Here is a 13,611-nt window from a genome sequence, read left to right on the forward strand (position 1 = left end):
TCAATGCGGCGGAATCATCCAAGTCAACACATTCTGCTGCAACCACACTAGCACCCCGAGCAGAACCGTCAGCAGTATCGAATGCTTGAACGTGCGCGCGAAGACCAACCCTTCCTTGCCTTTGAGTTCGGTCGTCGCCACGCCAGTGGAAATGTTCTGCGGCGAGATCATTTTGCCCATCACGCCGCCCGACGAATTGGTCGCCGCCATCAGCACAGGATTCAGATTGAGTTGATGCGCCGCGACCACCTGAAGGTTACCGAAGAGCGCGTTGCCCGACGTATCGCTGCCCGAGAGAAACACCGCGACCCAGCCGAGAAACGCCGACACCAGCGGAAACAACGGCCCAACTGACGCCACGCCCAGACCCAGCGTGTAGTTCATGCCCGAGTAGTTCATCAGATACGCCATGCCGACGATGGTCGCCACCGTCAAAATGGCGATGCGCGTCTGCACCCACGTATCGGCGATGGCCGCGCCGAACTCGCGCGCGGGCAGCTTCACGGCCAGCGACGTGATGATCGCCGCGACCAGAATCGCGGTGCCGGTGGCGAGCGGCTGGAAGTCCCAGATCGCGCCGTACGGCTGGTTGTACAGCGTGATGAAGACCGCCTTGTCCAGACCCGGCCACGCGAGCTTGACATCGCCGATCAGGAAAATTTTCGCGACCGTCCACACGATCACCACCACCGACACGACGATCCACGGCAGCCAGCCTTGTCCCGCCGAAAGCGTCGCGCGCGTCTGCGCCAGCCGGTCCACGTTGACGGCGAAACGCTCGTCGGCCACCGGCTTCCACACGCGCAGAAACGCGATGGTCAGAATGAGCGAGACGAGCGAGGACAGCACATCCGTGAGCGCGTAGCTGATGTAGTTCGACGTCACGTACTGCGTCACGGCGAACGCGCCGCCCGAGACGAGCAGCACCGGCCATACGCGCAGCATGTTCCTGAAGCCCGCGTAGACGCCGATCACGTAGAACGGCAGGAAGAACGCGAACAGCGGCAACTGGCGGCCGACCATTTTCGCGAGGGCATCGGTGGGTAAGTGCGTGACCGCGCCGAGCACGGTGATCGGCACGCCGAGCGCGCCGAACGCCACGGGCGCGGTGTTGAAGATGAGCGTGAAGGTGAGCGCTTCGAGCGTCGGAAAGCCGAGCATGATCAGCAGCGAACTGGTGATGGCGATCGGCGTGCCGAAGCCCGAGATACCTTCGAGCAGCGCGCCGAACGAAAAGCCGATCACCACCAGCACGATGCGCCGGTCGTTCGGCAGGTTATCGACCATCCACAGGCGGAAGGCTTCAAAGCGGCCCGAGCGCTGCGAGATGTTGTACAGCAGGATCGCGGCGAAGACGATCCACATGACCGGCCAGAGCGCGAACACCGCGCCCGCCGCGATCGAATCGAGCGCGAGCCCGACCGGGAAATGCCATCCCGCCACGGCGATGATCAACGCGAGCACCAGCCCCGCGAGCGAGGCCTGCCACGCAGGACGTCGCGCCCATCCGAGCAGCACGAGCACAAGCAGAATGGGCAGCGCCGCGACGATGAACGAGAGCGCCAGAGAATTGGAAATGGGCGTGAGCAACTGATGGAACATCGGGTCTCCTCATATGCGTTTGATGTGCGGGCTGGTACCGATCCCATGTAAGGGCGAGCGATGTGCTTAAGCACTCGCATAACGCGCACATCAAGAATAGGGGAGGAATCGCGTCAGTCAAGTTTCAGCTTTCGACGGCCGACGCGGGCGGGGCGGACCGGTCATCGATGATCGGCGGCGAGCGGCGAAACACCCAGACGCCCAGCAGCGCGAGGGAGGCGAGCATCCACAGCGCGAAAAGCATCAAGGCCATCATGTTCGGAGTCCCCAAAGTTGAACGCGGGCAATGGGGAAGGGCTATAGCCAGAAGCGTGCCATTCGGGCGTCGCTGAACGCCAGTGGCTTGTCGGAAAAGGAAAGTGGCGGGGCGCACGAATGCGTACCGCCGCGATGGTTCGCCCGAATCGGCGAATAGTGTTTCAGCAATGTTACGTCCGGCTGTCAGAACGGTCAGATTGATCCGCGCAACCTAGCGATAGTGCCCGCCACCACCGCCGCCGTGCCATCCGCCACCACCGCCCCAGCTCGATCCACCGCCGTGCCATCCGCCGCCGCTGTGGTATCCGCCGTAGCCGCCGCCGCCATAACCGCCGTGATATCCGTGATACCCGCCGTAATATCCGCCATGCCATCCGTGGCCCCAGCAGCAGCCTCCGCCGCCCCAGTAGCCGAAGCCGATGGAAACCGCCGGATAGCCATATCCGTAGTACCCCGGATAACCCGCGTACGGATAGGGATAGGCATACGGATAGGCATAGGGATAACCAGCGTACGCGTACGTGTCGTAGGCCGGCGTCGAGTAGTAATCCGCGAAGTATTCCGCCGTGCCCGATGCAGGCGCGGACGCCACTGCGGTGCCAGACGCACCCGTGGCCCCCGGCGGCAACGTGAACTCACGCTGGGTATATTCGATCGGCACGGTCGGCGACCCGTAGCCGGGATAAGGCGGATAGGCCGAATAGCCGTATGGGTAGTAACACCCGCCGAGAAGCAGCCCGGCGGCGAGCGCGGCAAGCGCAGCCTTTGGACCGATGAAAACACGCCCGGATTTCATGACCTGCTCCTTGATGACTGCCGGGCTCTCAGTTGTCGATGATCGATACGAATGGGCCCGTTAAGAGCAGCTTACTCGAACGACGATGGCGCGCGCCTGACGTTGTGTGACAAAGTTTTAAAGCGGGCCGTGATGGTTCAAGCCTGAAACACGGACCCGCGCCAAAGAGGATTTACTTACCCACCTGATTGCCGATGACGCCGCCCACCGCCGCGCCGCCGAGCGTCGAAAGCGCGCTCCCGCCGATGATCGCGCCACCCGCCGCACCCACACCCGCGCCGACCGCGGTATCGCGCGAGCGCGTGTCCATGCCTCCACACGCTGTCAGCCCTCCAAGCAACGCGGCCATCAAGGCTGCGAAGCCGATCTGTTTGATGTTTTTCATATCGATCTCCATGCAGTGACGAAGTGAACCGGCTGCCTTCGACCACGCGGTTTGCGAGCCAGCGCGTCCAGGTTTTGTGCCGTTTCGATGCCTTCACCAGCAGGAAAAGTGCCCGATTGTTCGGAAATCGCTTGTGCGTCGCGGCAAGCATTTCACAACGAAAACGGCCTGCCGAAGCAGGCCGTTGCCTATCACCAGATAAGCGTCAAAACACACGTCAAGTCGGCTGATAAATCTCCGCGCCTTTCTTCACGAATTCGATCGCTTTTGTCTCCATGCCATGCGCGAGCGCTTCGTTCTCGCTCAGGCCTTGTTTCGCCGCGAAGTCGCGCACGTCCTGCGTGATCTTCATCGAGCAGAAATGCGGGCCGCACATCGAGCAGAAGTGAGCAACCTTGGCGGAATCCTTCGGCAAAGTTTCGTCGTGGAATTCGCGCGCCTTGTCGGGATCGAGGCCGAGGTTGAATTGGTCTTCCCAGCGGAATTCGAAGCGCGCCTTCGACAACGCGTTGTCCCGCACTTGCGCGCCCGGATGCCCCTTCGCCAGATCCGCCGCATGCGCCGCCAGCTTGTACGTGATGATGCCTTCCTTCACATCGTCCTTGTTCGGCAAGCCGAGATGTTCCTTCGGCGTGACGTAACACAGCATGGCGGTGCCGAACCAGCCGATCATCGCCGCACCGATGCCCGAGGTGATGTGGTCGTAGCCCGGCGCGATATCGGTCGTCAACGGCCCAAGCGTGTAGAAGGGCGCTTCGTCGCACCATTCCAGTTGCAGGTCCATGTTCTCCTTGATGAGCTGCATCGGCACATGGCCGGGGCCTTCGATCATCACCTGCACATCGTGCTTCCACGCGACTTGCGTAAGCTCGCCGAGCGTCTTGAGTTCGCCGAGCTGCGCTTCGTCGTTGGCATCGTAGATCGAGCCGGGACGCAGGCCATCGCCGAGCGAGAACGAGACATCGTATTGCTTCATGATTTCGCAGATGTCCTCGAAGTGCTCGTAAATGAAGCTCTCCCTGTGATGCGCGAGGCACCACTTCGCCATGATCGACCCGCCGCGCGACACGATGCCCGTCATGCGGTTGGCCGTCAGCGGCACGTATTGCAGCCGCACGCCCGCGTGAATCGTGAAGTAATCCACGCCCTGTTCGGCCTGTTCGATGAGCGTGTCGCGGAAAATTTCCCACGTGAGGTCTTCGGCCTTGCCATTCACCTTTTCGAGCGCCTGATAAATCGGCACCGTGCCGATCGGCACCGGCGAATTGCGGATGATCCACTCGCGCGTCTCGTGAATATGCTTGCCGGTGGACAGGTCCATCACCGTGTCGCCGCCCCAGCGGATCGCCCACGTCATCTTGTCCACTTCTTCGCCGATGGAAGACGTCACCGCCGAATTCCCGATGTTCGCGTTGATCTTCACGAGGAAATTGCGGCCGATGATCATCGGCTCGCTTTCCGGGTGATTGATATTCGCGGGGATGATCGCGCGGCCGCGCGCCACTTCCTCGCGCACGAACTCGGGCGTGATTTCCTTGGGCGCGTCCTTGCCGAACGCCGCCGCGCCGAACGCTTGGCCGGGATGCTGACGGCCCATCATCTTGGCGAGTTTTTCGCCGTTCGGGCCGCTCGTCCTCAGGCTTTCGAGGTATTCCGCGCGGCGCTGATTTTCCCGGATCGCGATGTACTCCATCTCCGGCGTGACGATGCCTTGCCGCGCGTAATGCATCTGCGAGACGTTCTTGCCGGGCAACGCGCGGCGCGGATGACGATGCAGGTCCGGGAAGCGCAGTTCGGCCGTCTTCGGGTCGGCGGCGCGCTCGCGGCCGAACTCGCTCGACAGGCCCGCGAGTGCTTCCGTGTCGCCGCGTCGTTCGATCCACCCGGCGCGCAGCGCGGGCAGTCCCGAACGAATGTCGATCTTCGCATCCGGGTCGGTGTACGGGCCGGACGTGTCGTAGACGTACACCGGCGGATTCTTCTCGCCGCCGAAGCCATCGGGCGTGTCGGACTGCGTGATTTCGCGCATCGGCACCTGAATGTCGGGCGTGGAACCGGCGACGTAGACCTTGCGCGAATTCGGCAGCGGCGCGATGGCGGCGGCATCGACGACGGCGTTCTCGGACAGGAACTTGGGATTGGCATTCATTGCTGTATCTCCTGTGGGGACTGCGGTTTTCCAGCGCGAGCGAAAACGCGTTCGCGCCGATTCAGGAGCTAAACAGGGAGGAACGAGATGGAAAGAGTCGGGTCCGGGAGAAGTGGCGTGAATGAAGCAGGGATGCCGCCGGACTCGAACGCTTCCCTGCGCTGGCATTATCCAGATCAGGTTCAAAGGGTATTTCTCACCCACGCCGCACGAAGCGTCCGTCATGATGCCGACGAAACCGCGATGTGCAACGCAGGACCCCCGCGTTAGCAGCCGCCACCATACACCGGTGCGTGGCGTCTTGGCAACTTCGGCGCATTTGTGCCGACGAATGGCGTTGGTGCGTCAGCGCGTACTGCATAATGTCGGGCCACGCGGAATCCGGCGTTTTACCGGGCCGCGGTTCCGGCGCAAAGAGCCGCTTTGCGCACCAGGCAGCACCCGCACGATCGCAATTCTTTCGCACTCATGTCCGCTCTGCCGCCGCGTTTGCCGTTCGCCTTTCCCAATCGCTTTCCGTTCCGTTTTCCCCGCTCGCACAAAGGGCAGATCGCGCTGGCGCTTGCCGTCGTGTATCTCGTGTGGGGATCGACCTATCTCGCCGTGCATCTGGCGCTTGCGGCTTTTACGCCTTTGCTGCTGTCAGGGATGCGAAACTTGTTTGCGGGCATTGGGTTGTTTATCTTCGCTGCTCGACGCAAGCCGGTTTGGCCGACGATGATCGAAGTCCGCAATGCGGCCATCGTCGGGACGCTTTTGGTTGGCTTGTCGAGCGGCATGCTCGCCTTCGGCATGCGCACGGTCGAAACCGGCACGGCGGCGGTGATGGTCGCCACGGTTCCGCTGTTCGCGACCGTCATCGCGGCGCTGACCGGGCGGCGCGTGGGAAAGGGCGAATGGGTCGCGGTGGCGCTGGGGCTGGTCGGTATCGTGTTGCTCAATCACGGGGATTCGAGTTCGGGCGCGACGGCGGGCAGCTTCGCGATTCTCTGCGGCGCGATCTTCTGGGCGGGCGGCGCGCATCTGGCGAGCCGGCTCAAACTGCCGTCCGATTTGTTCGTCTCGACTGCGTTGCAGATTGGTTTGGGCGGATCGATTTCCACGACCGTCGCGCTGATCTCCGGCGAGCGCCTCGGCGCGATCGGCTTCGTGCCGGCGGCATCGTTTCTTTATCTCATGCTGATCGGCACGATGACGGCTTACGTCGCGTATGGATTTTTGATCCGCCATACGAGCCCGATCATCGCGAGCAGTTGCATGTATGTGAACCCCGTCGTCGCGGTGATGCTCGGTGCGCTGCTGCTCGGCGAGGTTGTGACGCGCTGGACGGTGATTGCCACGGTTGTTATTTTGATGAGCGTCGGGTTGTCGTTCTGGTTCGAGCGGATGCGGCGGGGGCTTGCCTGATTACTTGAGAGTATGGCCTAGGAATGATGCATCGAGTTTTTATCGGTCGGTGTATTGCTTGATCGACTAAACCCGAAATAAACTGCGCGCAACAAATTACCACCATTTCAACGAATGCTCTGGCTCCAAATGGTCGTGTTTCTTCCTATTGTCCTACATAACACTGAACGCGTGATTTCAAAGATTTCAATTTAATAATCCCTTAGCTGACGTTTTTCGTCTTCTTTTCTGTTTAATCGCTGGTCGATTAGAAATCGTTTGAATTCAAAAAAATTTCGAATTGGGATTCGCTCGTCCGAGCGTTTTGGTATGGCCTTGTTAAATTCGTCTAATGCAAATGGGTGAATAATTGAGCTCACGCCTGCTCGTGATTGATAACAGCTAAGCCGTACTTTATTTTGTGATCGACGAACCGCACAGGGCGCGTGGCATCCGGTAATTTCCATTGCCGATCGCAGCGCAAACAAAGAAAAAGCTTGAGTTTTAGGTTGATCATCAATATGAGTTTTCACACTCCCAAATTTCGCATTAAACCTGTTGTTCTGGCAACCTTGGCTGGTTTGGCCGCTTTCGCGACAGTCACCGCTTCGGCTGGAACCACGACTGGAAGAAATAACCAGGTCGACGGTGGTTACCCATCTACCTTGAATATGTTCGGTGACGGAAATCACACGAATACGTCTGCAACGATGATGGGCGATAATCAGAATAACAACGTCAAAGATAGCGTTTTGATTGGCAATGGGGCGAGCGTGAACTCGACAGGCGACGGCTACTCCGGTGACCTGGCGGGGGTTGCAATTGGAGCAAATAGCGGGGCAAGGCAAAATGCAGTCGCCATCGGCCTGAACGCTCAGGCAACTTACGCGGATGCAACGGCCATCGGCGCAAACGCACGGGCCAGTCTGAATGGTGTTGCCATCGGAACCAACGCTTTTGGTGGAGACTTTGGCGCAACAGTGGTCGGGGCAGGAGCACGCGCTGACAGCTACAGTATCGCGCTTGGGACCACCGCTCGTTCGGACACCGGAAGTTTGGTCGTCGGAAACGCAGCCATCGGCTCGGGCAGCAGTCTGGTGCTTGGCAACGGGGCAACCGGTTCTGGCGGTGCTACCGTGCTCGGCAATCATGCTAAAGCCGGCAACTCCGATGCGCCCATCGCAATTGGTGAGAGCACGTCTGCATTCGGTTATGGCGCCGTTGCTACTGGCTGGAATGCAAGCGTCAATGGTCCTAACTCTATTGCTATCGGTACCCGAACTAAGGTTACCGGAGATAGCACCGTTGCAATCGGCCGCTACATCAATGTTTCAGGCGACAATGAGGTTGCAATCGGAAGCAGTGCCGTAACCTCGAATCAGTCCTCTATTGCAATCGGCAATGAATCGAAGTCGCTTGAGTTCAGCACAATTGCGATAGGAGGAGCCGCCACGGCCACGGATCATTTCGCAACGGCGTTTGGATCGCAAGCGCACGCTACCGGATGGATGAGCATTGCTGCAGGCGGTTATACCATTTCGGACGGCGAACAAAGCGCGGCATTCGGCAATAGCTCGCGTGCATCCAGTAAAAATTCGCTTGCGGTGGGTTTCGGTGCGCAATCGAGCGGTGTCAATTCGGTCGCTCTGGGCGCTAACTCCAGGGATTGGGGCCAAAATGACGTCTTGAGTATCGGCGGCGACTGGGGTTACTCGCGGCGCATTATTGGTGTCGCGAACGGCATCGACGGTAATGACGCCGTCAATATGTCGCAACTAAATGCCGTGAGCGCGCAAGTGGCAAGAAACACCGCGAGCATCACGGCAATGCAGGGTGGCCTAAGGGCAACCTTCAACGGTGCGCCTTCGCAGTCGAGTGCAAACGACGTAAGCGAAAGCGCACCGTCGGTGGTTGCTGCGACCTCGCACGTAAGTGCCACGCCGATCGTCGGTGCATCGCTGGGCGGCTCGAGCCCGCTATTCGCCGCGGACGGCGAACAAACCGAAGCGGCGACCGCCAGCGGTGCGCATTCGTTGGCGGTCGGTGCTAACGCCAACGCAAGCGCCGAAAACGCTGTCGCGATCGGGGCTAACTCGGTTGCGGATCGCGCGAATACTGTCTCGGTGGGAGCAGCCGGAAATTCGCGTCAGATTTCAAACGTCGCGGCAGGCACTCAAGATACGGACGCCGCGAATGTGGGTCAGTTGAACGGTGCGGTCAAGGAAGCCAACGCTTATACCGATCAGGTCGTTTCAGGCGCGAATGCATACACGGACAACGCAATTGCAGGTGCAAATGCCTATACCGATCAGTCGATCGCCAGTGCAAAGAACGAGATGAAGCACTATAGCGATCGGGCGGCAGCATCAACGTTGGCGATTCCGAGCATTCCGGTGCTGAATCGCGGAGAAAAATGGGTGGGTGCGGCCGTTGGAAACTATGGCACATCGAGTGCCGTGGGCATTGCCGCGGCTTACCAGGCTACGATGAATCTGAACGTCGGCCTGGGCGTTTCTTCGGCAAGTGGCGGCCCAGTTGCGATGAAGGCGCAGGCAGGTTATCGCTGGTAAGCAGATAGCACACAGGACGGGCGGCAGTCGAGCCCGTCCTTGGTCGAGGGCATGTGAACTTGCATCGGTGAGAACAATTCAGCCTCTCAACTCTAAACTTTCATGAAACGCAAATCTTGACTAACATTTGACTTTCCCCGATTTTTGCTCATGCAGCGCATTGACGTGATCAACACGTCGGGCGATAGATAAAAGTAGTTTCGATAGAGTTCGTAGCATGCAGATTGCCGGTGTGTTTGTAAATCTTGAAAGAAGCGAAGAACGTCGATTTTCGATGCAACGTCAAATTCGCGAGTTGCATTGCGAAAATTGGATCAAACGTTTCCCTGCCGTCGATGGCAGAGTTCATGGGCCTTTTGACAATGCTGCTGAGAATGGTGTCTGGGCATGCCGGCGATCTCATATTGAGGCAGTCGAAAGTTCGGATGAGCATTCGTTGCTTTTGGTTCTGGAGGACGACGTTGAACTCAGTCGCTACTTCACAACTATCGTCAATGAGACGGTGCTGAACCATTTTGTCGAGAACAATCCCCGTTGCGATATACTCTTTTTGGATTGTGTATCGTTCAATGGACAAGCGCCATTCTTGCTGGCGCTCAGTGAAACGCAAATGAAGAATCGCGTCCGGAGCGACGTTTCAGACCCGGAGCGCCATTGGTTGAAGGGAGTTAGCATTCTCGACGCGCGCGGAATCTTTGCCTATTGCACTGCATCTTACATCGTCACGCCGAAAGGAAAGCGAGCTTTGCGTCAGCTTTTCGCGGAGGAAGCGAATTCGGATTTGCCGATAGATATCCTGTATAGAGAATGGATCGCTACTGGCCGGCTCACGGCGAATTTGATAGTGCCATTTCTGGCCACGCCGCAATTGACAAATGAATCGACGATTCCCTATGAAGATCTCCCAGAGCCTTCTATTGACGAGAAAAGAGGGCTGCTCGCTAATGCCATTCGGCGCTTGCTTTTCGCAGGGGATCATCGTTTGGACATGAAGCAGATTAACAACTTGATTGCGGAAGTCGATCGGTCACCAGACTACGAACTGGGTATGAAGTTATATGAAACCTCTCGTGCTTGGGATCAATAGAAAAGACAGAACATCAGTCAGCCTGTGTTCGGAAGCACGCCATGCTCGGAGAACTGGCGCTCGATCGCGTATCCCACATGCAGAAACAAAAAAATGCCGCCACGCAAAGGTGGCGGCAAGACAGGGAACTACATCAACGCAACAAATAAACGCGACAGCATCCACCGTCGCGCCAAGCCTTATTCGTGCTTTTCCGCCGAGTTCGTGAGCGCGTTGCCGCCCTTCGAAATGTCCTGGCCCGCGCCTGCCATGGTACTGCAGCCCGTGAGGACGACGGTGCCGGTGAGCAGCAGCAAAGCGATGATTCGAGTCATGTGGATTCCCCTTGGAGTTGAAGTGCGTCGCGAAACGCACGGTACACGTTCGATGATGGATCGGTGCGGCGGCCACGCGCGGATGTGGCATCGTGCGAACCGCTCCGGTAGAAACAATCATAAAAAAGCGCTCACGCCGAGAATGTAGGCGTGCTCGCGTTTTGCTGTCGGCGCGTTCCGCATTTGCTGTCGGCGTCGTCCTACACGGCGTGCGCATCGAGCGGCGAACCCTCCACGCTGCGCTCGCGCGGCATCGATACGCGGATGCTCGTGCCATGCGGCACCGCGCGTTCGATCTCGAAGCGTCCGCCGCGCGCCAGCACGCGCTGACGCATGCCGACCAGCCCATGCGTGTGCGTGCGCCGCAGATCGCCCGGCTCGATGCCGATGCCATCGTCGGCGATATGCAGCGAAACGTGGCGCGCATCGAGCGTCAGCGCCACGCGAATGCCGTGCGCCATCGCGTACTTCGCGGCGTTCGTGAGCGTTTCCTGCGCGACGCGGAACAGCGCGATTTCCACCGCCTCGCCGAGCTTCACGTCGTCGTCGGGGAGATCGAATTCGACGGTCCATCCGTTGCGTTGCGCGGATTCATCGGCGAGCAGACGCAGCGCCGTGACCAGTCCGAACGTGGTCAGCACCGTCGGCCGCATATCCTCGATGATGCGCCGCTTCAACGCGATGCCCTGATCCAGATTGCCGAGCGCGCGCGCAAGTTTGTCGGCCATCGCCGGATCGCTCTCGCGCAGCTTGCCGCGCACCCATGCGACATCCATCTTGCTCGCCGTGAGGATGGAACCGAGTTCGTCGTGCAGTTCGCGCGCGAGTTCGGTCTTCTCGTTCTCGCTCACCGATTGCAAATGCCACGCGAGCGCTTCGAGTTGACGCGTGCGTTCGGACACCAGCCGGTCGAGTTCTTCCTGCTGCGTGATGAGCTTCTTCTGCACGCGGTCCTGCTTGTCCAACTGAATGCCGAGATTGCGGAACAACAGCACGAACAGCACGATGTTCAACGCGCACAACGCGCCGACGCACAGCGTGGAAATGCGCTGATCGGCGCGGCTCGCATCGAGTGCGTGCTGGGCGCGCTGGTCCTCGTTCAGGCGCAGCGCGGTGAGGGCGGCATCGAGCGTCGCGCTGCTGTCGGGCGGCGGGAGCGCGCGTAACGCGGGATCGGCGGGGCCGGGTTTGCTCAGTTCGTCGATGCGCGCCTTGCCTTGCTTCATCACATCGTCGGCGGCGGCGCTGATCTGCGCGAAGTTCGCGAGCGCGTTAACGTCGTGGATGCGGCGGTAGTAGGCATCGAGCGCGGCCAACGTGCGGTACATGCGCGCGCGCGCCTGCTCGAAGCGATCCTTGTACGCAGCGTCGGGCTTGAGCGCGAAGGCGCGTTGTTCGGCGGTGAGTGTGGCCATATCGGCGGCAAGCGCGGAAAGGCGCGCGGTGGCGTCCTTCGCTTCGAGGGCAGTTTCGTATTCGGACGCGATGCGCATGCGCCCCGACTCCAGAATCACCAGCCCGCCGACTGTGATGACGATCGCCACCGTCATCGCGACGAGCCAGCTATAGCGGCGCATCCAGTCGTTCAGCCGCGCGGCGCGGCGCGCGAAAGCGCCGGGAGATGCCGCAGGCGGAAGGGAAAGTTCGTCCTGGCCGGTAACTTCGGGCAGATCGGTAAAAGCAGCACGCGGTACGTGGCTCATGATGCGTTGGTCTTTTTGGGCTGCGCGCCCGCCTGCACGGGTGACGCGTGGAACGCAGCCGTTTTGAAAGCGTGTGTCGGTGCATTCCCACAGCAAAAAAGGAGCCAGCCCGAATGCGCGCGCATCTGCGTGTCGCTAGGATGTCCTCACCATCCAAACCTTCGGGGACCGACCATGCTCAAGTGGGCCTTGTTTTTCGCCATCGTGGCCATCATTGCCGGGCTGCTCGGCTTCACGGGCGTGGCCGCCGGCGCGGCTGCCATCGCCAAATTCATCTTCGTGCTGTTCCTGATTCTCTGCGTCGTGTTCCTGGTGCTCGGGTTCGTCGTCACCAAGAAAGTGGTCGATTAGCGATAACGGTTGCGTACGCCGACGACATTCGCACACAGGAAGGAGGTCACCATGCTTCACTACGCTGCCGTGTTTTTCGTCATCGCGATCATTGCCGCCGTGTTCGGCTTCACGGGCATCGCGGCGGGCGCGGCCGAAATCGCCAAGATTCTCTTCTACATTTTTCTCGTGGTGTTCGTCGTCACGCTGCTGCTCGGCGTGTTCCGGACGTGACGTTACGCGCGTGTCCCGAGCGGGCATGGCGCGTGCATCGTCGTTGATGTTCGGATAGCAGAGCGCTATGGACACTGCTTCGACACGTCCCGCGCCCCGCACCAGCATCAGCACCTACGAATCAATCCAACACAAGGAAGGAGCGAACCAAATGTCCAAATCGTCTGCTGTAAAAAACGTGCCGAATGATTCCAAGGGCGCTTTCGTCATCGACGTGGAAAAGATCCGCGCAGACGCGCGGCAGCACATGGATGAAGGTCCGGTCACGGCAAGCTACGGCGCGGACCGCGAAGTCGTGCTCAAGCTGCTGAACGATTCGCTGGCGACGGAAATCGTCTGCGTGCTGCGCTACAAGCGTCACTATTTCATGGCGAAGGGCATCCACTCGGAAGCCGTCGCGCAGGAATTCCTCGAACACGCCAACGAGGAACAGGAACACGCGGATACGCTGGCCGAGCGCATCGTGCAGCTTGGCGGCGAGCCGGATTTCGCGCCGCAAGGCTTGGCCTCGCGCTCGCACTCCGAGTACAAGGAAGGCGGCAATCTGATCGAGATGATCCGCGAGAACCTGATCGCCGAGCGCATTGCGATCGACACGTATCGCGAGATCATCCGTTATCTGGGCGATAAGGATGTCACCACGCGCCGCCTGTTCGAAGACATTCTCGCGGTCGAGGAAGAGCACGCGGACGACATGGCCGACCTGCTCGAAGGCCGCGACGGCTAAACCGCATGACGATGCGCGGTGAACGAATGCGCGGTGCGGTCGGGCCGCGCATCGTTTTGCGCGCGGCGTG

General features: G+C 59.8%; 13 protein-coding genes and 1 riboswitch. Of the genes, 6 read left to right on the top strand and 7 right to left on the bottom strand.

Features of this window, described 5'->3' with window-relative positions:
• From ACZCWR_RS08155 to thiC, 5 genes are all read right to left on the bottom strand, one after another.
• Complete coding sequence (locus ACZCWR_RS08155; RefSeq protein WP_487303190.1) at positions 1–1,602, bottom strand: L-lactate permease; 1,602 nt, start codon at positions 1,600–1,602, stop codon at positions 1–3.
• A 124-nt stretch (positions 1,603–1,726) separates the two neighbouring features.
• Positions 1,727–1,858: a hypothetical protein gene (locus ACZCWR_RS08160; RefSeq protein WP_487303191.1), complete on the bottom strand. Its 132-nt coding sequence runs from the start codon at positions 1,856–1,858 to the stop codon at positions 1,727–1,729.
• A gap of 213 nt (positions 1,859–2,071) precedes the next feature.
• Complete coding sequence (locus ACZCWR_RS08165; protein WP_487303192.1) at positions 2,072–2,656, bottom strand: hypothetical protein; 585 nt, start codon at positions 2,654–2,656, stop codon at positions 2,072–2,074.
• A 172-nt stretch (positions 2,657–2,828) separates the two neighbouring features.
• Positions 2,829–3,041 (bottom strand): YMGG-like glycine zipper-containing protein, encoded by a 213-nt coding sequence (locus ACZCWR_RS08170; protein WP_487303193.1) that lies wholly within the window; start codon positions 3,039–3,041, stop codon positions 2,829–2,831.
• 217 nt (positions 3,042–3,258) lie between these two features.
• A complete protein-coding gene (thiC, locus tag ACZCWR_RS08175; RefSeq protein WP_487303194.1) occupies positions 3,259–5,190 on the bottom strand; it encodes a phosphomethylpyrimidine synthase ThiC in 1,932 nt (643 codons plus the stop codon).
• 135 nt (positions 5,191–5,325) lie between these two features.
• Positions 5,326–5,463, bottom strand: a riboswitch (TPP riboswitch).
• Between the two features lie 195 nt (positions 5,464–5,658).
• Between thiC and ACZCWR_RS08180 the strand changes: the two genes are divergently transcribed.
• The 3 genes from ACZCWR_RS08180 (at position 5,659) to ACZCWR_RS08190 (ending at position 10,233) form a co-directional block, all read left to right on the top strand.
• Positions 5,659–6,597 (top strand): EamA family transporter, encoded by a 939-nt coding sequence (locus ACZCWR_RS08180; RefSeq protein WP_487300277.1) that lies wholly within the window; start codon positions 5,659–5,661, stop codon positions 6,595–6,597.
• Positions 6,598–7,085: 488 nt separating this feature from the next.
• Complete coding sequence (locus ACZCWR_RS08185; RefSeq protein ID WP_487300278.1) at positions 7,086–9,146, top strand: YadA family autotransporter adhesin; 2,061 nt, start codon at positions 7,086–7,088, stop codon at positions 9,144–9,146.
• A gap of 217 nt (positions 9,147–9,363) precedes the next feature.
• Positions 9,364–10,233 carry a glycosyltransferase family 25 protein gene (locus tag ACZCWR_RS08190; RefSeq protein ID WP_487300279.1) on the top strand — a complete coding sequence of 290 codons (870 nt, stop codon included), beginning with the start codon at positions 9,364–9,366 and terminating at the stop codon, positions 10,231–10,233.
• Positions 10,234–10,412: 179 nt separating this feature from the next.
• On the opposite strand, the gene ACZCWR_RS08195 is transcribed toward ACZCWR_RS08190, so the two are convergent.
• Positions 10,413–10,547, bottom strand: a complete 135-nt coding sequence (locus ACZCWR_RS08195) for an entericidin A/B family lipoprotein (protein WP_487300280.1) — start codon at positions 10,545–10,547, stop codon at positions 10,413–10,415.
• A 200-nt stretch (positions 10,548–10,747) separates the two neighbouring features.
• On the bottom strand, positions 10,748–12,250 hold the full coding sequence (locus ACZCWR_RS08200; RefSeq protein ID WP_487300281.1) for a sensor histidine kinase: 1,503 nt from the start codon (positions 12,248–12,250) through the stop codon (positions 10,748–10,750).
• Positions 12,251–12,424: 174 nt separating this feature from the next.
• Here ACZCWR_RS08200 and ACZCWR_RS08205 point away from each other — a divergent pair, with 174 nt between their 5' ends.
• The 3 genes from ACZCWR_RS08205 (at position 12,425) to ACZCWR_RS08215 (ending at position 13,541) form a co-directional block, all read left to right on the top strand.
• On the top strand, positions 12,425–12,601 hold the full coding sequence (locus ACZCWR_RS08205) for a DUF1328 domain-containing protein (RefSeq protein WP_487300282.1): 177 nt from the start codon (positions 12,425–12,427) through the stop codon (positions 12,599–12,601).
• Positions 12,602–12,652: 51 nt separating this feature from the next.
• Entirely contained in the window at positions 12,653–12,814 is a 162-nt protein-coding gene (locus ACZCWR_RS08210) for a DUF1328 domain-containing protein (RefSeq protein ID WP_040048814.1), read from the top strand.
• Positions 12,815–12,965: 151 nt separating this feature from the next.
• Positions 12,966–13,541 carry a ferritin-like domain-containing protein gene (locus ACZCWR_RS08215; RefSeq protein WP_487300283.1) on the top strand — a complete coding sequence of 192 codons (576 nt, stop codon included), beginning with the start codon at positions 12,966–12,968 and terminating at the stop codon, positions 13,539–13,541.
• Positions 13,542–13,611: the final 70 nt, after the last annotated feature.

The organism is Caballeronia sp. A2-2, from assembly GCF_057612605.2.